The sequence below is a fragment of the Pedobacter suwonensis genome (assembly GCF_007833675.1).
Taxonomy (GTDB): domain Bacteria; phylum Bacteroidota; class Bacteroidia; order Sphingobacteriales; family Sphingobacteriaceae; genus Pedobacter; species Pedobacter suwonensis.
In genome coordinates this window covers 2,004,464-2,025,961 of sequence record NZ_CP031708.1, presented here as the reverse complement: position 1 = coordinate 2,025,961, position 21,498 = coordinate 2,004,464, and the positions used below count along the sequence as shown (strand labels likewise).

Here is a 21,498-nt window from a genome sequence, read left to right as displayed (position 1 = left end):
CCTGGCAGATGACTATAATTAGCCTAACAGGTAAATAAACCGACAACAGTTTAACTAAACCCATTAACCAAATGTATAAAAAATTTACTGAATTACTATTCAGGAGGAACTCCTATGTATATTCCAATTATTTACTGAAAATGAAACTAACTTTTGTTTTTCTAATCGTTATGTTTCTCCAGGTAAGGGCTGAGATTTTTGCACAAAAAATCAACATCAATGCCGATAAAGCGAACCTTAAGGAAGTGATCGCACAAATCAGGAAACAAACCGATTACGATTTCCTATACAATAACGCAGACGTAAAGACGGCGAAGCCGATTTCGTTAAAGGCGAGCAATATGGATTTGATTGCTGTGCTGGAACAATGTTTCAAAGATCAGCCGGTCCGTTATACCATAAAAAATAAAACAGTTCTCATCAGCAGAAGGCCGTTACCACTTACCAACCCCGTAAATGAGCAAAAAAAACAGCGGGTAACCGGAAGTGTTACTGATGCAGCTGATGGTGGACCCATTGTTGGCGCAAGCGTGCTGTTAGACGGTACAAAAACCGGTGCCACAACTGATGTAAATGGAAATTTTTCGTTAGACGTACCGGGAAACAACGCCGTTCTGGTGATCTCTTTTATAGGTTACGAAACTAAGAAAATCAACTATAACGGGCAAGCCACTATGAACGTCAGATTAAAAAAGGCAGATACTAAACTACAGGACATTGTAGTTGTTGGTTATGGAACAAGAACTAAAGGCGCTGTAACGGGAGCCATTTCGACAGTAAAATCAGAAGTTTTCGAAAACCGGGCACTTAATAATAGTCTTGACGCTTTACAAGGGACTATCCCCGGCTTTACCATTACTAAAGGATCAGGCCAGCCGGGTGCCGGCGAATATGGCTTTAATGTAAGGGGGTCGTCCTCAATTAATGGAAATTCTCCACTTGTGTTAGTTGATGGTGTGCCAACAAGTTTTGGAACTTTTAATACATTGAATCCGGCGGATATAGCTGAAGTAACTGTTTTGAAAGATGCCTCTGCTGCCATCTATGGGGCGCGTGCCGGAGACGGGGTGATTATTGTAACCACCAAAAAAGGCAGAAGCGGCCCGCCTGAAGTCAGTTATAGCGCTACCTTCGGCCTTAAGGAACCGAGCTATTTAAGAAAAATGCAAAATACCCTTGAATTTGCAGAATTTATGGACGAAGGCTTGCGCAACGTAGGTATTGCCGGATTTCCACAATCTGTCTTCGATAAAATCCGTGCAAATGCACCTATGGAAGCGGTGGGCTGGAATTATAACATCACTAATTATCCTGGATTCTTCGGCTATACAGACTGGAATAAGGAAATATATAAAAGTGCCATCCAGCAACTCCACAACATTTCAATCTCGGGTGGTGGAGAGAACAATAATTATCTTTTTTCAGCAGGATACAATAAAGACGAGGGTATTGTGCGCTATGGGATAAATAATTCTCAACGCTATAACCTGCGCTTAAATTACGATTTTCGCCTGACTCCAAAATTGAATCTGGAAACGCGAACCAGTTATACCAATTTAGGCAATACCAATCCAACTAATTTGGGTAATGCCCTCACAAATGTAACCAGGCAATTCCCATATCAGCCGGTATTTAATCCGTTTGGTCAATTTTATGGCTACCAGGGATATGAAAATCCCGCCCAAAGCTTATCTGAGGCCGGTATATCCATGGATAATACCTCAAATTTTGCCACAAATTTTAAGGCAGATTACAGTGTCATACCTGGGTTAAAGCTGACTGCGCAGGCTGCTTTGAGACTGAATTACAATAACAATAATTATACGCTGCCAACCTTTACCCGTTACAATTACACAGGCGGTATACAGGATATTCGCCAAACACCTAACTCTGCTCAGTATAGTAATAGCCGAAGCATAAATGAGCTTTATCAGCTTTATGCAGATTATAATACACAATTTGGGGAAAGCCACAAAATTAACATAACTGCTGGCACTTCGATAGAAAAAACCAAAAATGACGGGCAGAATACCTGGGGTTATAACTTTGTCAGCAACGATATCTTTACATTAAATCTAGCTGACCGGACAAACGTAGCCTTCGCTAATTTTGGAGGATTTTTAAACAGGCAGTCGCTTGGTTCTTATTTTGGAAGGGTAAGTTATTCCTTTAAAGATAAACTGATTCTGGATGTAACTGCCCGCGCGGACGGAAGTTCAAAGTTTGCGGAAGATAAACGGTGGAGTGCGGTATTTCCCTCAGCCGCTTTGGCTTATAATCTTTCAGAAGAGCGTTTCATCAAGTCAATAAAAGCCATCAACCAGTTGAAACTTCGTGCGTCATGGGGCAAAATGGGCAATCAAGAAATTGGTGCACTGGGTCTTTATGATTATATCCCATTGGTTACACGGGTTATTCCGCCTGGAGAGCCGGGTGTTTACCCAATCGGTTCTCCTAATGCAGGATTACCTGGTGTAAGATCTAACCCGGCATCTGCTGACAGGACTTGGGAAACGATAGAGAACAGAAACATTGGTGTAGATGTTGCAATGCTGAATTCTAGATTGAGTTTTTCATTCGATTATTTTAATAAAATCAACAATGACATGCTCGTAGCCATTGCAGTCCCTGCAACCTTCGGCGGTTCTGCTCCCTCTTCAAACCAGGGTAAACTAAAGACAAAAGGTTTTGACGCTGTTGTGACCTGGAAGGATAATGTGGGCGCCTTCAGGTATAGTGTTTCCGTTCAGTTAAGTGATGCACAGAATAAACTACTGGAACTGAAAAATAGCGATAATCCACAAGTTGGCCTCAACCAGTATAGGCAAGGTTATGCAATGAATTCCTACTTCGGATATGTATTTGACGGTATTATTCAAAATCAGGCTCAACTGGACAACTATAAAAAACTCCAGGAAATTCCGGCAAGAATTGGTATTGGAGATGCTATGTTCAAGGATTTAGATGGCGATGGAGTATTAACGCCATTTGGAGATAAAAGCAAAGGTTTAGCTGGTGATATGCAATACCTGGGTGATCTGACCCCAAGATATACTTTTTCTTCAAATATCAATCTCGGCTGGAAACAATTTGACCTGCAGATATTTGTACAGGGTGTTGGAAAACGTAATGTGCAGTATGGTGGAAATATTGCGACACCAAACACTTTTTTCTGGCCTTCGCTGGCCTATTATAACGGCCGTACCTGGAGCCCGAACAGACCTGAAGCTCAGTATCCCCGATTCATTCCAGGTAATGTGGGGTTTGACGACCTGCGCTCGAATAACTACCGTTCTTCAACGCTAGTTACGCAAAATGTGGCCTACCTGCGCTTTAAAGTAATTACAGTAGGTTATAACCTCCCGGAGAATATTGCTAAAGCTGTTAAACTTAAATCTGCAAGACTGTTCTTAAGTGGTACGGATTTATTCACGATTTCAAAAGGCACACTTGGAGGGAATTTTGATCCCGAGGACGCTTTCCGAAATGAGGGTACTTATCCTTTCAGCAAAATTTATTCAATTGGTTTGAATGTTAAATTTTAAAATGATTCTTATGAAAATCCATAATATTAATCAACCTGGCTTGTTCGCTGACGCTATCAGCCGGCGTTCTGCTGGCAAAGTATTTTCGGGAATATGCTTGTTGCTCTTCTTAACAGCTTTAGGAGGATGTAAAAAAGATTTAAATCTTGTGCCGGAAGATAATATATCCGATGCAACCTTTTATAAAACAGCAGCTGATTACAAACTTGCCGCAAACTTACTTTATCAGGGACTGGAACAATGGGGTACTGAAGATACCGAATCTGATATTGCCTTCAACAACCCCAATTCGGTTAGCAACGGACAGCTACTGCCAACTGAAACCACTTCCTGGTCTGGATTATACACCAATATCCGCTATGCGAACAACATCATTGATAAAGGTGCTGCCAGCACCGATGCGGGCATAAAGCGATATGTTGCCGAAGCCAGATTTTTCCGTGCCTATTATTATTATAAACTCTTCAGACTTTATGGAGGCGTTCCGCTAATCTCGAAAGTACTTCAAACTGGCGATGAGGCCCTGTTTGCACCAAGGTCAAGTATGACCCAGACTGCGGATTTTATTTTAGCAGATCTACAAGCCGCCAAAGCTGACTTGCCTCTTAACCTGAGTGGAGGAGACGTTGGCAGAATTAATAAGGGCATTGCTTCTGGCCTTGCTTCAAGGGTTGCATTATTTGAGGGGACCTGGCTTAAATTCAGGGGAGAGGGCAATGCCAACATTTACCTTGACGCTGCAGTTGCGGCCGCACAGGAAGTGATCAGCAGTGGTGTATATTCCCTATATGTAGGGAACGGTGCACAGAGTTACCGTTACCTTTTTCTGGAAGCTGGAGATGATTCGAAGGAAACCATGCTTGACAGAAGGTATCAAAGAAATATTTTTGGCCATGATGTACCCTACGCCTATGATCAGGATGGCTATAACCCGACCCGAAAAATGGCAGACCTTTACCTGGATAAAAATGGCCTCCCGATTACCTCACCTGGAACAGTTTTCCAGGGCTATCAAACTTTCATATCTGAATTTCAGGACCGGGATCCGAGAATGACCATGACCATGATTATTCCCGGAACGTTAACCAATCGCGTATTTAATCCTGTAACCAAGGTAGCCAACTGGCCAGACAATCCGCAGCGAAATTTTAATACTGGTTACATACTTTACAAATATATGTCTGAAGATGCTGTTGCCAATAACTCTGGCCGACAAGGCGCAGCGAGTTTGTTTGACTTTGATAAGCACATTATGCGCTATGCTGAAGTACTTTTAAATTATGCCGAAGCAGTATATGAAAAAAATGGTTCTATTTCGGATGCAGATCTGGATCTAAGCATCAATAAAATCAGGGATCGGGTAGGCATGCCTAAACTTACAAATGTTTTTGTCACGGCCAACGGATTGAATATGAGAAACGAGCTAAGAAGGGAGCGTACAGTTGAGCTTTGCCTGGAAGGTTTTCGTTACGATGACCTTAGAAGATGGAAGACTGCAGAAACCGAACTTCCGCAAGACATTAAGGGCATAAAAATTACAGGTACCCAATGGGCAACGCGTGCACCTTATAGCAACGCGGCTTACCTAAACCGCGTGGATGCAAACGGCTTTTTGATTGCGGAAACCGGACGTAAGTTTAATCCGAACAGGGATTATCTGCAGCCCCTGCCGCTCCGGGAAATTGCCTTTTATGCAAACAGCGGAAAAAAATTGGACCAAAATCCAGGATGGTAAAGGTTAGTTAGATTAGAATCGGTCGGCATTGCCGGCCGGTTTTCTTTAGGATAACGGCTGATCGATACATAACCTCTACCAGAATCCACCAGGGGTGGCGGTTATTCTTGCGCATGCGGGAACCACGAGTGCTCAGAGAAGCTAATCTTAAACACTTGCATTAAGATTATTTATAAAGCTTTGATTTTATCTATTGCTATTCATAAGTTATCCCTCAGGATGGCAATTTTATGCTTATGATATATCCAAAACCTGAAATATTTAAGGCTTTTCAATACTTTATTTCTTGACTAAAATGGGCAATAGAATTTTGTTTTGGCTGTTTCTGGCCATCTTGTTTTATCCTTCACCTGAAGTTTTTGGGCAGACTAAGTCTTTAGATGAGGCTAAATATACACCGTATATCGATCTCGATGAGTATATGAATCCTTTTTGGAAAACACCTATTCTTATAGATGAATCAGTAATGGTTATTCAATCAGGGGAAGAATTTAGTGCCAGCCTTCTATTTCCGGCAAAAAAAATATTATCAGTTACCTCGGCAGATCATTCTATCAGCTATAAACAGGAAGTAGACTGGACTTTAAAAGATGGTAAGCTGAAAATTTTAACAGCTTCAGCTATTCCAACATTTAAAATCACTGATCTGGAGTTTAATATGCTCAAACCCGGTCTGTCAATGGCCGCAAAAAAAGAAGGAGGATACATCTTATTTAAGGAAGGTTTGTTTTTCCAATCCAGGCAGATTTTGGTTACCTACAAGAAAACCAAACCATCCAACTGGGTAGGGCCCAGGCCGTTTATTAACCAAATGAAGCTCGCCAGAAGTAAAAAACGGTTAAAGGATCGGCAGTCAGTAAAACTTTGTTTTTACGGAAATAGCATTGAAACCGGTTACAATGCAAGCGGCTTTATTGGTGGCCCTCCTTACATGCCAAGCTGGCCAGAGCTCGTTAGCTGGAAACTCCAGCAATATTTTAAAAGCCGTATAACATATTATAATCCATCGGTGGCCGGTAAAATGGCGAGATGGGGGCTGAACAAGCTTCAGCGCTGGTTTCGCCAGAAAAACCGGATGTGGTGATTATTGGATTCGGAATGAATGATGGTGCTTCGCATGTTAGTGCTGAAGATTTCAAGAATCAAATTTCATCTATAATTAAAACAGTAAAGGCTGATAATCCTTTAGCAGAATTTATACTGATTGCGCCTATGTTGGCTAATCCCCTGGCAGTTCAGGATGGTTTACAGGGACAATATCTACAAGTTTTAAATCAACTTGCTTCAACGGATGTAGAAGTTGTAGATATGACTGGTGTACACAGGGAATTGCTCAGGAATAAAGCCTATCAGGATATGACCGGAAACAATGTCAACCATCCCAATGACTATCTTTCCAGGTGGTATGCACAAATGATTTGCGGACTTTTTATCAAATAATTGTTTCAATCCAAATAAATGGTATGTATTAGTGCTCCAATGAACTAAGTACTTTAATTAGTTTATTTGCGATTACCTGATTGCCGCTGTCAGATGGATGCAGGCCGTCGTATGTCATTTGAATGGCTTCTGGAGGATATGGATAATCATCATTCTGAGGATTAAAGGGTATATTAAATGAAGATTTCAATGAATAATTTTTATAAGTCCCTGTTCCCGGAATTTTCAGTCGTTTAAATTTTACAAGCTTCTTCAGGCCAAGGGATTTATCATGATACAGGTCTATTACCTTAAAGCCACTTTCGGCCCCGATATTTAGGGTTGCATTAGCGAAATCTTCCAATGTTTGCCCTGATTTTTCTTTGTATGAACCATAGGCATTATTGTTTTTATCGGCAATATATACAAAGTCAGCCCGTTGCATCGGCGTGATGAGTATGATCCTGGCCTTTGGACTTAATTTCCTGATTTTACTTATGATGATGGCCATTGAACCATAGAAGGTGCTATTACTCTTATTTAACTTATAATCTTCTATCTGTCCCACTGGTCTTCCTGCCCACCAATCGTTAGTTCCCAAAAATATGGTATAAACCTCCGCTTTAGGGATATTCAGGCGCTCAATCTTTTCGGCTACTGCCCCTGCTGTCCAACCATTATAACCCTTGTTAATGTAATTTAGCCATTTTAATTCATCCGTTACCTTGCTGAGATAACCTTTATGCACGCGGTTCCCGGTTTCTTCGAGGTGATCGTTCAGGTAAGTGATAGAATCGCCGATGGCGACCCAATTAGTCTTGTTGCTATCAAATAAAAACGAAATGAAAAAGAGGCCAAGTGTAAAAAGTATTTTTTTCATTGAAGGACTATTTGTAAGTGTCAAACTGGTTAATCTACCGCTTAAAGGATCTTATTGCAGGGCACGAAGATAACCGAACGATCATGGTAACATTGCTTCGTCATTCCAGCTTATCATAACGGGACTTTATCCGACGCTAATATAAAGAGCTTTATTGGTTATCTGATCTCAAAAACGTACCTGCCGGCAGGCATATCAAGTTTATTGTTAATTACTTTTCCGTTTAGGTAAACTTTCTTCCCGGCTATTTCAGGAATGGTTATACTGGCAGTTGCATTGGCAGGGATTTTTACATCATATTTTACGCCTTTCGCATATCTTTTCCATGACGACAAAATTGTACCATACGGACTTTCGTGGCTTGCTGTAAAATGGGTTAAGCCGGCTACAAAGTGGGGTTGCAGTAAAATGTTTTTAAAACCGGGTTGCTGCTCATCAATTTTTATTCCGCCTATTCCCTTAAAAAACCATCCGCCAATTTCGCCAAACATCATGTGGTTGTCAGAAATATCCCTGGTGGCCTTTATATCCCAGTTTTCGTGAAGCGTTGTTGCACCATTTGCAATCCACCAGCCCCAACCCGGAAACGTATCTTGTGTAGCCAGTTTGTACGCCGTTTCGGCCTGTCCGTTATCGCTTAAGGCATTCAAAACTGCTTTTGCACCCAGCACTCCAACGTCAATATGCATGCCGTCTGCAGCAACTCGTTTCGCAAGATTTTCGGCCAACTTCAACCGATATTGATCTTCTACAATATTCCATTGCAAAGCCATGCTCAGCTCGGTTTGCACGCCTGAACCATAGCTAACCTTTTCCGCATCGAAATACTTGTTGTTAATGGCTTTTTTAATTTTATTAGCTAAAGCACTATAAACCAGATAGTCATTTTGCTTATCAAATAACTTAGCGGTTTTAGCTAAAATATCAGCATCAACATAAAAATAAATGGATGAGGTATATTCTAAATTTGAAGTAGATTTTACAGGAACCCAATCTCCTCTGCCAAAAGTTGTCAAACCATCTTTGCTAATGCTGTTTACATAATCAACATATTGTTTGATGTTGCTATAATTATCGGCCAATGCTTTTGTGTCACCGTAAAACATATAAATATTCCACGGAATGAGGGCAATTGTGCTGGTCCAGTCAGTTCCATTAGCTGTACCATAGCCCCATCCGCTGGTTGGGATAATATCTGGCAAAACGCCATTTGGTTGTTGTTCATCACGGTGATCGCCTAACCATTTTTCGTAAACAGTTAAAGCATCGAAATTATACAGGCCCGTTTCTACAGCGAAGTGTCCATCTCCGGTCCATCCGTTTTTTTCCCTTTGTGGACAATCTGTTGGGAGGCCAAATAAATTCGATAAATAGGAATTATTTGTTGCCCACCAAATTTTATCAATCAGTGGATTTGATGATGCTATTTTCCCGATAGCGGGGACATCGCTATGCATAAAATACGCCACCAAGCTCTTATTTTCTAATCTAATCGGCTCACTTGATGTAATTTCTACGTATTGAAACCCTTTATAGTTAAACAAAGGCATAAATTCTTCTTCGCCATTTCCCTTTAGTATAAAAATATCGGTTTGGAAGGGATCGGTATCATCTTTCGGACGATAGTAAACATCAATGTTGGATAAATCTGCCCGGCCGTTTGCAGATAAGCGTTCTGCATGTTTAAGTTTAATTACCGTTCCTTTTTTACCTGAAGCCCTTATCTTACTTACGCCAGCAATGTTCCTCCCCAAATCGTAGAGGTAAAGGGTGTCATTAAACTTCCGCAGGCTTTTGGCTTTTATTTCCTCCACATTACGGATGGGATGCATGGTTTGGGCAACAATATTTTTTGAAGGGGCTGCCCTCAGGTTGATTCCATGCCATTTTGTATCATCGAAATCAACTTTATTCCAGCCTTCTTGCTCCAACCTTGCGTCATAATGTTCGGCAGTATAAATATTATTAGAAATGATTGGCCCTAAACTGGTTTTCCAGGTACTCCCGGAAGTTATGGTTTCCGTTGTACCATCAGTATAGGTAATTCTTAAATCGAAACAAAATGCAGGCCTGTCCCGCCAGGGTGCCTGATCAAAATTCCAAACCGCCAAGGCCTGGTGGTTATACCAACCGTTTCCCAAAATAACACCAATGGCGTTTTTGCCTTGCCGGATGTTGGATGTTACATCATAGGTAACGTATAAATTTCTTCTGTCGAAACGCGTGTACATAGGGTCCAGGCGATGATTGCCAACCTTTTTGCCATTGAGATAAAGTTCATACAAGCCTGCTGCTACAATGTAGGCCCGCGCAGATTTTACCTGCCTGGCAGATTCGAAAACATTTCTAAAATATGGTGCCGGACGGGTATTTATATCATTTCCATCGCTAATCCAGGTTCCTTTCCAATTTTCAGCACCCATCATCCCCATTTCAAAACTTGCGATTTTTGATGAGATGAGCTTATCATGCTGATCCAAAACATCTACTTTCCAGAAGTATTTGGTAAACGGCATTAACGCCCTGCCCTTATAGGTAATTAAACTATTACTTGAATTTACTTTTTCTGTATCCCACTGTATATTCATGTTACCTTTAAGCTGTAATGAATCTGTACCAACAATAATCCGATAAGCCTTTTGTAATGCACCTTTACGGTTATCGTCCATTAGCCATGATAACCGGGGATTAGGGTTATCAACGCCAATCGGATTAATTAAATGCTCGCATTTTAACTTAATGATTTCATTTGCCTTTGCCGACTGAGCGCCTGAAAAAAGCAGTATAAAGGTTAAGAAGTAGTTTAATAAATTTGGTTTGATTACGCTCATATCGAGTATTGGGAAATAAAAAATAACATCGGGATAAAATAGATTGCTATTTGTCCGGGTCCAAAATAATTAAAATTAGCGGTTCAACTGTCCTTAACTGTTTGCATTTATCCTGTTGTTAATATCGATAATTTCGATTTAACCTGGCAGATTTGGTATTAACTGGTATTAATATGAATTGGCCGTTGCAATTACTATGGCGTATAGTCCTTATGTTTCTTAGCATGAAATTTAGGTTAATGCAGATTAAATTTATTGTTACCTTGCGCATGGATTGATATATTTGGGTATTCAAAATGGCGATCAAACCCCTTGATAATGAAAAAGAGTTGCTGCAAAAAATTGCAGGGGGGGATGACCGCGCCTTTGCCGAGCTGTTTAGAGCCTATCAGGAACCTTTGGCCAAATACATTTTCACCTTGCTCGAGTCTGTTCAGATGTGTGAGGAAATCGTTTTGGATATTTTTGTTAAAATTTGGGAAAACCGGGAAACGTTGCCTCATCTGGACAAGTTCACCTCTTATTTGTTCATTTTAACGAGAAATTATACGCTTAATTGTATTCGTAAAATCGTGGCTGATCGTAAGCAAAGCCAGCTGTATACCGATGATGTTCAATACCGGAATGACGATCAGGAATTGGACATCAATAACAGCGAAACCTATCAAGACGTATTACAACGTGCGGTTTCACAGCTTCCGGCATCACAACAAAAGGTACTTTATTACAGACAGCAAGGTCTGAAAACCAGGGAGATTGCCGAGCACATGGGCATCTCTACAGATTCAGTAAAAAAATATCAGCAGTGGGCAGCCCGTTCAGTTGCTGAATTCCTTAAAATTCATGCTGCATTAAGCATTCTGCTGTTTTCCATCAGAAATTAATTTTTTTTTAATTTCCATATCCCGATTTTGCTCCTGGCGTGTCTTTACCGATAAGCGACCAGCAAAATCAACTTGTTTATTCTTAACAAACAAAACCTTGAACGAAAGATTATCTTTTCTTTTTAAAAAACAAAGGCTTCAGGAGCTTTCTGCAGCGGAGCAAATGGAACTATTCGAACTCATGGCAGATCAAACCCATGAGACGCAGGTAAGTGAACTTTTGAGAAGCCATTGGGATAATTTTGAGCCAGATCAATTCACCCCGACATTCCAACAGGATAGGGTTGAAGAGCTGATGGATACGCTCTTAACTGTAAATGTACATCCATTTCAGCCTTCCGTAAAGAAAATACGCCTTTGGTCCCGTATAGCTGGAGCAGCAGCAGTATTGATTACGTTGTTAAGTATCGGACTGTATTTATCTACAAACAGAAACATGGCTTCAGGGCCGCAAGCCTCAAATCATTTAGGTGAAAATATTGTGCCGGCCAGGCGAGGAGCAACATTGACCCTTGCCAACGGAAAGATGATCCAGCTGTCTGATGCCACGAATGGCGAACTTGCAGAAGACGCAGGTATCGTTATTACCAAATCTGAAAATGGAAAACTGATTTACGAGGTTAAGAATGCAGCGGAAGAATCAAACGGTTTGAATACCATTTCTACACCAAAGGGAGAGACCTACGAGGTGCGTTTGCCAGATGGTACTGTGGTCTTGTTAAATGCGGCATCTAAACTGACTTTTGCCACCCATTTGATTCAACAAGGTAAACGTTTGGTGAGACTAGAGGGGGAAGGTTACTTTGAAGTAGTGAAAGATCGTGTTCATCCCTTTATTGTGAAAGGCAGGGGACAAGAGGTAGAAGTATTAGGGACGCATTTTAATGTGAATACATATGCTGATGAACCACTAGCAGCCACCACTTTGTTGGAGGGTGCTGTTCAGGTTACCAGCGGTAAAGAGAAAAAGAAAATAAAACCCGGTGAGCAGGCTATTTCTAACGGCATTACTATCCAGACTGGTAAAGCAGATATCGAGCAGGTCATGAGCTGGACAAAAGGGGACTTTTATTTAAACCACGTCAACTTTAAAGCGGCGATGCGTGACATTGCAAGATGGTATGATGTGGAGGTGGTATATGATGCTTCGGTACCCAATGATATGGAATCAGGCGGATGGATTGCAAGGGATAAACCTTTAGCTGTTGTTTTAAAGTCGATCGAATCCTCTGGTCTTGTGAAGTTTAAAGTCGAGGGCAGAAAAATATACGTTAAGCCATAATCCAAACCATAATAAAAAAATCAAACTAATCAATAACCTAAACAACAACTAACATGAAGACCACACAACGTTATCAGACTTAGAAAAAAACCAGTGTGATATTATCAGCACTGGTTCAGCCTGGCAATTAACTTATCTGTTTACCACAGTGTTCCGGTCCGTCGAAAGTAAGGATCACTGTAAAAAACCAAACTAGACAAATGTATAAAAAATACAGTTTATATACAGCTGTTTCTAACCGTCTGTGTTTAAAAATTATGCTTATTATGCGATTAACCACCGTGATTCTAATAGCATCGCTCTTGCAGGTCAGTGCAGCAACATTCGGCCAAAGAATTACCCTCCATAAAAAAAATGCCCCGTTAGAAAGTGTCTTTAGAGAGATCAGAAAACTAAGTGGCTATGATTTCTTTTACGATGCCAAAATATTGCCAAAAGATAAATTGGTTGATGTTGACTTTAAAGATGCGGATATAAACGAAGCCATGGGGCAGGTACTGGCTGGTTCGGCTCTTATCTACACGATTGAGAGCAAGATTATAACCATTAAAAAAAAGCCTGAACCTAAACTAAATAATAACAGCAATCCGGAAAACCGGCAGATTAACGTTCAGGGCAAAGTAGTGGACGAAACCGGGAAGCCTTTGGTGGGTGCTTCTGTTTTTGTTGATGATACCAATATCCGCACAGCTACTAATCAAAATGGAGAATTTTATCTCCAGGATATAGATGAGGATGCAATAATTATCATTGCTTATGTAGGTTATAGACCCGTTGAGCGCCCGGTAGCGGCCAATCTCGGCACCATCAGGATGGCCGTGATGAGTAACGATCTTCAACAGGTAGAAATAAAATTCAATACTGGTTATCAGGAAATATCAAGGGAACGTGCTGCGGGATCTTTTGCCAAACCAGATCTTAAAGTAATGCAGAACAGAACCAGTACGCCAAATATTTTAACCAGGCTGGAAGGATTGGTTCCAGGATTAACCACTCGCGGTCCAGGCGGTTTGTTGGTGAGAGGACAAAGTTCTTTACCCATTGGCGATAATCCATTAACCTCTACCAGACCATTGATTGTGGTTGATGGGATTGAATTTGAGGGCAATATTGAACAGATAAATCAGCAGGATGTTGCAGATATTACCGTTTTGAAAGATGCCACATCAGCTTCTATCTGGGGTGCTAAGGCAGCAAATGGCGTGATTGTGATTACGACAAAAAAAGGAGTGGCCGGCGATCGGCTGACATTAAATTACGATGGTTATTATGCTTTTCAGGGCCGGCCAGATCTCGACTATGTACCACGTATGAATTCGCAACAATTTATTGCGCTTGCCAAAGAACTTTTTCCTCAGTTTCTTCCAAATTTTCCAGATTGGAGAACGGTTAACAGCAACTTTGGGAACCTTCCTCATTTACAGATTCTATATGACCATGCCAGAAACCGCATTACCCGGGCGCAGGCAGACTTTAAACTGGACAGTTTGGCCGGGCTTTCCAATACTGCACAGATTGCCGATCTTTTTGTTAGAGATGCAGGTACGCTCAACCAAACTTTATCAGTTTCCGGAGGAGGTAAGGTACATACCTTTTACGGCTCAATCAACCACATTGGTACGCAAAGTAACATACCGGGTGAGCAATACAATCAATACAAAATTAACCTGAATAACAACTTGGTTATCAATAAAAGAATAACCGCTTCTATAAATGCAGATCTAACGAATACGGTGACCCGAAATGGCAATACCTATCAGGCCGATCGCAACATAGTTCCTTATCAGTTGTTTAAAGATCTTAATGGCAACCCCCTGAACATAAATTATTTGGCTAACTACAAGGATGTTCCCCTATCGGATTCGCTAAGAACACGGTACCAGTCAAGGAGCCGAATCAACCTCGATTATAATCCCATTCTGGAAAGGGATAGGGCTTATGACACCAGCAACGGCATTTTTGCCAGACTGGTTGGGGGCATTAAGGTAAACATTTTGAAAGGACTCGATTTTCAGGGTACCTACGGTTACAACCTGGGCAATACCAATACACGCGCAGTGAGACAACAAGACAATTATGCAATGAGAGCACAGGTAGTTCAATTTACCCAGGCATCGAATGCTACTGTAACCCCTGTTTATAATCTCCCCCAGATAGGTGGAAGGCTGATTACCGGAACCAATTCCTCAAGGTCTTGGACTTTAAGAAACCAGTTGGTGTTTAACCGCGATTGGAAGCAACATCAATTCTCGCTGATGGCCGGACAGCAAGCCACCAGTAGTACTCCGGTAACTACATCGGCAACGTACTACGGCTGGGATGATCAGCTGCAAACTTCCAGGCCAGTAGATATGGCTCGTTTAGGTCTGGTAGTTAATGGAATAGGCGGGACTTCAGCATTGGAAAACAACGTTGGAGGTGCTGAAGGCCGAATAGCCAGAACCACCTCCTATTTTGCTAATCTGGGATATACATTCGATCGAAAATATACCTTTAATGCCAGTTGGAGAATCGACGAAAGTAATTTGTTCGGGCGGGATAAGTCGGCACAGAATAGACCAGTTTATAGTATTGGCGGCAAATGGGCATTAGGTGAGGAAAATTTTCTGGAGCCGGCTACCTGGCTCAATCAATTGGATGTTCGCCTTACCTACGGAATTACGGGTAACGCCCCCGTTGCCGGAGCGGCTGCATCATACGATATTCTGGTGGCAGAGAATAATCCCAATTATGTAACAGGTGCAGGTTATTTATTAAACTCTCCAGCCAACACCAAACTAACCTGGGAGGGCACGAAGGTATATAATGCCGGTATCGACTTTTCTATGTTCAATGATCGGTTAACCGGATCTATTGATGGATACATTAAAAAAACCGTTGACCTGATTGGCCAGCTTTCCACTTCGCCGCTTACAGGTTACGAAAATGTAATAGGCAATTTCGGTAACCTAGATAATAAAGGGATCGATGTAGCATTAAATTCAGCAAACATCGTCGCCAGTAACTTTAGCTGGAGTACCGGGCTCACCTTTAGCTACAATAAGAATAAATTGACACGTCTGCTTCAGAATAATCCAGTAACTGGCGATGAGCTTGTTGGAAGAGAAAGGTTAGTTAATTATCCCTTATACACGCTTTTTGTTTATAACAACGGCGGCTTAAATGCGGATGGAGATCCACAAGTTCGGCTTGCGGATGGTACGGTGACTTCTGAAATCAACATCACTAAACCCGAAGATATCCTTTATGCTGGTACTACCCAACCGGTATGGTCAGGTGGGCTTTACAATAATTTTCAATATAAGTCATTCAATCTGAGTGCAAACGTGATTTATAGTGGAGGGAATAGAATTACCAATAATAGCAATCCGGCAACAAATGAGTCCATTCTTGGCGGCAATTCACTGCCCTTAGCATTTCTGGACCGCTGGAAGGTTCCGGGTGATGAACAAAGAACGGATATACCGAGATACGTATCTTCCGGTGAGCTAGCCAGTGCCCGCAACATCGGTTATTTCAATCAGTCTCAGCGATACGCATTAAACGGAGCGTATATCAAACTACGCGATATTACATTATCCTACAATCTTCCTCAAATGTTAGTCAAGTCCATACATGTACAAAATGTTTCCTTTCGGGTCCAATTGAACAACCTATTGTTGTGGACGGCCAATAAAAATGGTATAGATCCGGAATTTCTGGGCAGTACAAGGGACGCTCAGGGAACAGTGAGTTTAGGTGCACACGTTACGTTTTAATTATCAAACAGGATCAGATATGAAAATTCTAGTAAAATATATTTTAGTTTCATTTGTTTTAATGTTGCTGATGTTTCAGATTTCCTGTAGGCGGGAGTTCCTCGAAATTGTACCTAAAGGGCAGGCTATTGCCATAAACACAGCTGACTATGAAAAGCTCTTGAATGCAAACTATCTATCAAGTCAGTTTACTGCTGGTGTATATCAGGGCGACGAGATGGCAGCTTTGCAACCTGATTTTAACAACTTAGAGGGGGATGAACAGTTGCGCCAGCAGCGTTTGTTCAGGTACGAGCCGCGAATTTATAATCCTGCCAGCTTGCCAAACGAGATTACTGGAGAAACCAACTACATCAGAAGACTCTACCTATTTAATAAAGTCATCAATGAGGTAATGGATTCGAAAGGGGGAAGCGAAGCACAGAAACTTGCCTTACTTGCAGAAGCGCGGGCGGGCAGGGCAATCTGCAACTTTATGTTTTTATCAGATTTTACCAAACCCTACAATGTAGCTACTGCCGGCACAGATTTAGGTATTCCGAACCTTACCGTTGCAGATGTGACGCAAAAGGATTTTAAAAGAGGTACCTTGCAGGCAGCATATGATCTGGTCATCAGTGATTTAAAAGAAGCGCTGCCAAATTTAGGCGCACTTACCCATCGCCGTAAAATTTCTAAGTTGGCGGCTGAGTTTTACTTGGCAAGGGTATATATGTCTATGAATAATTTTGCCGCTGCCAAAGCACACCTCGATGCCGCATTTGTAGAGGTTCAAAAGGCTGGAATTCCGATGGAGTTGTATGATTATACAATGGTACTAGATGTAGAAAATCCGGATGCAGAGGGATCCTGGTATCCGGAAGGATTTTTCGGTTTGGACAATGTACCTATCGCCGCCAATAATACAGAAATCATTTATAACATCAACGCAGGCTGGTTCCAGTTTGGTGCTGTTAATGCATTTCTTTTCAGCCCGGAAACAGCCTCCTTGTATACTGCTACAGACAGACGTTTAAATCTATATTCGCCTTATAAATTGTCTACTACTACTGCCTATCCAATGGGAATGAGACGCAGAAATACCGATTTCTTTCTTGGAATCAATGTCGGTCCGTCATTGCCAGATCTGTATTTGATGCGTTCGGAGTGCCTGGCCAGATCAAATGATCTATCCGGGGCGGTAAATGATCTTCAGTTTTTGCGTAGCAAAAGAATTGCCGGCGCAGCAGCACTTGTGCCAGCAGGTATTGCTTCAAACCAGGAAGCACTCGTGAAATTTATTTTGGATGAACGCATTCGTGAATTCGCCATCACTGGCTTGCGCTGGCTGGATATGCGTCGTCTTTCTGTCGATCCGGTGTATAGCACTCACATTAAATTTACACATAGGATTTACAATCAGAATGGCGTAGAGACTGCCTCGTATCAGCTTAAGCCCGAAAGGTTCGTACTTAAGTTTGGAGAGCGTATGATTAACGAAAGCAAAGGCCTGGAAGAAAACCCATAAAAAACTACCTGACAAATGGCTGCAGTCTAGCGGCAATTTGAAATTTAATAGAAATATGAATAAAATACTGATTTGGGCAACCGCATTCCTGTTGCCTGTTTGGTCAAACGCGCAAACGAATTATACGGTAAAAGGTCAACTACCCGAAATGATTAAGGCAAGAATAGTGACTATGGCCTACCCGCCAGATGATAAAGGCGGCGAATATCAAACGGATACTGCAGTTATAAGAAATGGAAAATTTGAATTTAAGGGTACGATCGGCAGACCCCAACTAGCAGAGTTGAATCTGATCAGGCTAGAAAAGCCTGTTGGGAAAAATCGTCAATCGTCATCCGGTGATGATACCAGCAACATGAAAAATGTTGCATTGGTTTACCTGGATGGCAATATCGATATTGTATTTGACCACGCTGGAATGGCAACTTCAACCGGTGGTGGCAAAGAACAACAGGTATGGGAGTTTTATTCGCGCGAAACGGCCGCCAGAAGCAGAGCTTTGAATGGTAAGCCTGCCGGCTTAGAATTCTTTGAAATCCTCACCCGTGATTTGATCAATAAATACCCAGATTCTTATGTTAGTGTAGACTTGATGGATTTATTCACACAAGGTTCGATCAATCCAACGCTGGTTGAATCTATGTATCATCAGCTAAGCCCAAGGATGCAGCAATCGGCAAAGGTACTCGCTTGGAAGCCAAGATTGGATGAGGCAAAAGAAGCCTTTTCAGGAAAACTGATTGCCCCAGAGTTTACCTTGAATGACATCAATGGAAAGGCGATTAGTTTAGCATCTTACCGGGGCAGCTATGTGTTGGTTGATTTTTGGGCGAGTTGGTGCGTTCCCTGTCGTGCTGAAAACCCGAATGTGATTGAAGCTTATAAAAAATTTAAGGAAAAGGGTTTTAAGGTACTCGGCGTTTCCCTAGATACTAAAAAAGGTGCTTGGTTAAAAGCCATAAAAGAGGATAAACTGCCTTGGACGCAGGTTTGTGATTTCAAAGCAAGCGAAAGCGAGGTTGCCAAAAGGTATAAGATTTCTTCTATACCCGCAAACGTATTGATTAACCCGGAGGGAAAAATTGTAGCGAAAGATTTAAGAGGATCGGACTTAGAGGATACGCTTTCTAAATTAATTAGATAAGAAAAAATTAAATTGACATGAAAAAAATCATTTTACTCCTGCTGGTTTCCAGTTCTGTTTGGGCACAGCAATCGTCCAGGAAATACAGTATAGACGATTTTACGCTCATTGAAAAAATTGAAGATCAGGAAAAGAAATACACTGAATTGATCAAGGCTCCTGCGGCAAAATTGGCGCCCACAGCAATCAATGATTTCAATGCTGAACTGGCCTATCTGTGGTTGGCTAAGGGAAATGTCGAACGCTATAGCTACTATCACGCAAAGAAGCCCAAATATTCCTATAAACAAGCACTTTACCTGGGCTATGCACTGGAGAAGCTTTTTGACGAAAAGAAAGATTATACCAATGCCGAAAAAATATCGGCGGCACTTTTGAAAGAGTTGAAAGGTACACCTGCAGAAGAAGGGATCAGATTTTCTGTACTTTATGAAATCAATGCAGCGGCAAATGCCAGGTTAGGAAATATTGAACTGGCTAAAAAGATGATGGCGAAATCGGCTGCTGACAAATCTAGCGAAAGCCGTTCGATAAAGTATTTTAAAGACATGAAGTCTAATTACCTGAACCGTCAGGCCATAGTTCAGCTTGCTGCTGGTGAGCCTCAAAAGGCTTTTGATTTGCTAAAGGTTGCTTTTAAAGACGCAGAGTCTAACGCTTATATGATAGATACGTTTAAAGAAGCGTTTAAAAAAGTGAAGGGCACCGAAAATGGATTCGAAGAGGAGCTTAAATCGTTAAAAAATGAAGCTTATCAAAAATATTATAAAGAAGTTGAAAAATCCTATATAGATTCAGCAAAGCAGACCCTGGACGGGACTTTTCCTGATCCACAGGACCGCACGAGGAAACTGATCAGCTTCCGTGCTACAAAATCCCTCAGTCAAGTCAAGATGATTGATTTAGATGGAAAGAAGATTGACCTTTCTGACCAGCAAGGAAAAATCGTTGTGCTGGATTTCTGGACCACCTTATGTACGCCTTGCGTAGCAGCCTTTGCAGGATTTGAGAAAGTGGTTGAAGATTACAAGAAAGATGAATTTCAACTGTACGTCGTCAATGTATTCGAGGAGGGGCAAACGGTGAAGGCTTTTGCCGTACAACAGCCAATAAAAATGCAAGTTTTAAGGGACCAGGAAAATAATATGTACGATGTCCGCGCAACACCAACAAAAATTGTGTTTGATGCGAAGGGAAACATCAGGTTCTTCGCTTCTGGCTATGCCGGTTCTACCGACCGGGAATATTATAAGCTGAAAGCTATGGTAGAAATCATCAAAGCACGTAGTTAGTTGAAGAATATGAAAAGATTAGTTTTATTCCTGGTATTAATCTCCGCGTATGTTTACGGCCAGCAGTCACCAAAAGAGATCGCCAAAAAATTTAATGCACTTGTAGAAGTGGAAGAAGAAGAGCGGTTCTATAACGAACTTGTCGCCAAATATCCTGCTGGATCCGCAAAGCCTGGGCAATATGATCACTATCGTGCGCAGTTGGCTATCGATTGGTTGGCGAAAGGAGATATTGATAAATATCATTTCTACAAAAAAACTAACCCTAAATTCTCTGCTATCCAGTTGTTTGAACTTTCTAATCTTTTAGAATCCTGGGTAGACAACGACCAGCACATAGCTTGGGTACAGCAAATTTCCAAACAGATTTTAGCAGAAGTTAGGCTCAAAAAGCATGATGATACCTTTAGCAGAAGCGGAGTTTTACTTGAGATAAATGCCTTAGCCAATGCCAGACTCGGCAACCTGGCGGTCGCAATGGAGAATATAAAAAAGTCGGGTAAAAATACCGTGTTCAGGAAAATACCTTATTTCAGGAATTCGGATGCCAATTACCTGAACCGTTTGGGTTTAATCTTATTGGCAGCAGGCCAGGCCCAACAGGCACTTGATACCCTGTCTAATGCGGTGCGTACTGCTACGTCCACACCACATACCATTGCGAGTTTAAAAATCGCCTACCAGAAGGTAAAAGGCAGCCAGGCCGGAATGGATAAATATATTGATTCGTTAAAGGGGGAGGCATATCAAAAAATTGTAAAAGAAGTAGCTGCAGGCTGGATAAAAAATGCGAAACCTATACCTGATGTGCCTTTAACAGATATGGACGGTAAGCTGATTAAGTTATCCGATTATAAAGGTAAAATCGTAGTCATTGATTTTTGGAGTACGAGTTGTAAACCCTGTGTAGCTGCATTTCCGGCGTTCAAACGTATTCTTGAGCTTTACAAAAGTGAACCTTTTCAACTATTTGTAATCAATGAAGGTGAAAACCCACAAATTGTAAAGCCCTTTATGCAAAAGAAAGGTTATCAGTTCGATATATTGTTTGATCAGGAAGAGGCCATTTTCAAAGCACTGGGTGCACTGGGTACTCCCCAAAAGTTTATCATTGATGCAAAGGGAAATGTCACGCAAACTGGTATTGGTTATGCAGGCTCAGATGATAAAGAATTTTATAAGCTGAAAGCGATGATAGAACTTACAAAATCAAAATCATAA

Annotated in this window: 13 protein-coding genes; 11 read left to right on the top strand and 2 right to left on the bottom strand. The window is 41.4% G+C overall.

Features of this window, described 5'->3' with window-relative positions; all coding sequences use genetic code 11:
* The first annotated feature begins 71 nt into the window (after nt 1-71).
* From DV942_RS08100 to DV942_RS08085, 4 genes are all read left to right on the top strand, one after another.
* Entirely contained in the window at nt 72-3,545 is a 3,474-nt protein-coding gene (locus DV942_RS08100; RefSeq protein WP_145856690.1) for a TonB-dependent receptor, read from the top strand.
* Between the two features lie 10 nt (nt 3,546-3,555).
* Nucleotides 3,556-5,280 carry a RagB/SusD family nutrient uptake outer membrane protein gene (locus DV942_RS08095; RefSeq protein WP_186462452.1) on the top strand — a complete coding sequence of 575 codons (1,725 nt, stop codon included), beginning with the start codon at nt 3,556-3,558 and terminating at the stop codon, nt 5,278-5,280.
* Nucleotides 5,281-5,575: 295 nt separating this feature from the next.
* Entirely contained in the window at nt 5,576-6,364 is a 789-nt protein-coding gene (locus DV942_RS08090; protein ID WP_145856686.1) for a hypothetical protein, read from the top strand.
* Nucleotides 6,310-6,720 carry an SGNH/GDSL hydrolase family protein gene (locus tag DV942_RS08085; RefSeq protein WP_145856684.1) on the top strand — a complete coding sequence of 137 codons (411 nt, stop codon included), beginning with the start codon at nt 6,310-6,312 and terminating at the stop codon, nt 6,718-6,720. The genes DV942_RS08090 and DV942_RS08085 overlap by 55 nt, the downstream gene beginning before the upstream one ends.
* Nucleotides 6,721-6,748: 28 nt before the next feature.
* Here DV942_RS08085 and DV942_RS08080 read toward each other — a convergent pair whose 3' ends face one another.
* On the bottom strand, nt 6,749-7,579 hold the full coding sequence (locus DV942_RS08080; RefSeq protein ID WP_145856681.1) for an SGNH/GDSL hydrolase family protein: 831 nt from the start codon (nt 7,577-7,579) through the stop codon (nt 6,749-6,751).
* Nucleotides 7,580-7,737: 158 nt separating this feature from the next.
* Entirely contained in the window at nt 7,738-10,410 is a 2,673-nt protein-coding gene (locus DV942_RS08075; protein WP_145856680.1) for an alpha-L-rhamnosidase, read from the bottom strand.
* 296 nt (nt 10,411-10,706) lie between these two features.
* On the opposite strand from DV942_RS08075, the gene DV942_RS08070 reads away from it, so the two are divergent.
* The 7 genes from DV942_RS08070 (at nt 10,707) to DV942_RS08040 (ending at nt 21,498) form a co-directional block, all read left to right on the top strand.
* On the top strand, nt 10,707-11,294 hold the full coding sequence (locus DV942_RS08070) for an RNA polymerase sigma factor (RefSeq protein WP_145856678.1): 588 nt from the start codon (nt 10,707-10,709) through the stop codon (nt 11,292-11,294).
* A gap of 97 nt (nt 11,295-11,391) precedes the next feature.
* On the top strand, nt 11,392-12,576 hold the full coding sequence (locus DV942_RS08065; RefSeq protein WP_145856676.1) for a FecR family protein: 1,185 nt from the start codon (nt 11,392-11,394) through the stop codon (nt 12,574-12,576).
* Between the two features lie 266 nt (nt 12,577-12,842).
* A complete protein-coding gene (locus tag DV942_RS08060) occupies nt 12,843-16,334 on the top strand; it encodes a SusC/RagA family TonB-linked outer membrane protein (protein WP_186462451.1) in 3,492 nt (1,163 codons plus the stop codon).
* 19 nt (nt 16,335-16,353) lie between these two features.
* Complete coding sequence (locus DV942_RS08055) at nt 16,354-17,841, top strand: RagB/SusD family nutrient uptake outer membrane protein (RefSeq protein ID WP_145856670.1); 1,488 nt, start codon at nt 16,354-16,356, stop codon at nt 17,839-17,841.
* 55 nt (nt 17,842-17,896) lie between these two features.
* Complete coding sequence (locus DV942_RS08050; protein ID WP_145856667.1) at nt 17,897-18,985, top strand: TlpA disulfide reductase family protein; 1,089 nt, start codon at nt 17,897-17,899, stop codon at nt 18,983-18,985.
* 17 nt (nt 18,986-19,002) lie between these two features.
* Nucleotides 19,003-20,277 (top strand): TlpA disulfide reductase family protein, encoded by a 1,275-nt coding sequence (locus DV942_RS08045; protein WP_145856665.1) that lies wholly within the window; start codon nt 19,003-19,005, stop codon nt 20,275-20,277.
* A gap of 9 nt (nt 20,278-20,286) precedes the next feature.
* A complete protein-coding gene (locus tag DV942_RS08040; protein WP_145856663.1) occupies nt 20,287-21,498 on the top strand; it encodes a TlpA disulfide reductase family protein in 1,212 nt (403 codons plus the stop codon).

Bases quoted from the DNA above. Each gene is read 5' to 3' on its own strand.
- DV942_RS08100 (WP_145856690.1), top strand. From the start codon at position 72: ATGTATAAAAAATTTACTGAATTACTATTCAGGAGGAACTCCTATGTA.
- DV942_RS08095 (WP_186462452.1), top strand. From the start codon at position 3,556: ATGAAAATCCATAATATTAATCAACCTGGCTTGTTCGCTGACGCTATC.
- DV942_RS08090 (WP_145856686.1), top strand. From the start codon at position 5,576: ATGGGCAATAGAATTTTGTTTTGGCTGTTTCTGGCCATCTTGTTTTAT.
- DV942_RS08085 (WP_145856684.1), top strand. From the start codon at position 6,310: ATGGGGGCTGAACAAGCTTCAGCGCTGGTTTCGCCAGAAAAACCGGAT.
- DV942_RS08080 (WP_145856681.1), bottom strand. From the start codon at position 7,579: ATGAAAAAAATACTTTTTACACTTGGCCTCTTTTTCATTTCGTTTTTA.
- DV942_RS08075 (WP_145856680.1), bottom strand. From the start codon at position 10,410: ATGAGCGTAATCAAACCAAATTTATTAAACTACTTCTTAACCTTTATA.
- DV942_RS08070 (WP_145856678.1), top strand. From the start codon at position 10,707: ATGGCGATCAAACCCCTTGATAATGAAAAAGAGTTGCTGCAAAAAATT.
- DV942_RS08060 (WP_186462451.1), top strand. From the start codon at position 12,843: ATGCGATTAACCACCGTGATTCTAATAGCATCGCTCTTGCAGGTCAGT.
- DV942_RS08055 (WP_145856670.1), top strand. From the start codon at position 16,354: ATGAAAATTCTAGTAAAATATATTTTAGTTTCATTTGTTTTAATGTTG.
- DV942_RS08050 (WP_145856667.1), top strand. From the start codon at position 17,897: ATGAATAAAATACTGATTTGGGCAACCGCATTCCTGTTGCCTGTTTGG.
- DV942_RS08045 (WP_145856665.1), top strand. From the start codon at position 19,003: ATGAAAAAAATCATTTTACTCCTGCTGGTTTCCAGTTCTGTTTGGGCA.
- DV942_RS08040 (WP_145856663.1), top strand. From the start codon at position 20,287: ATGAAAAGATTAGTTTTATTCCTGGTATTAATCTCCGCGTATGTTTAC.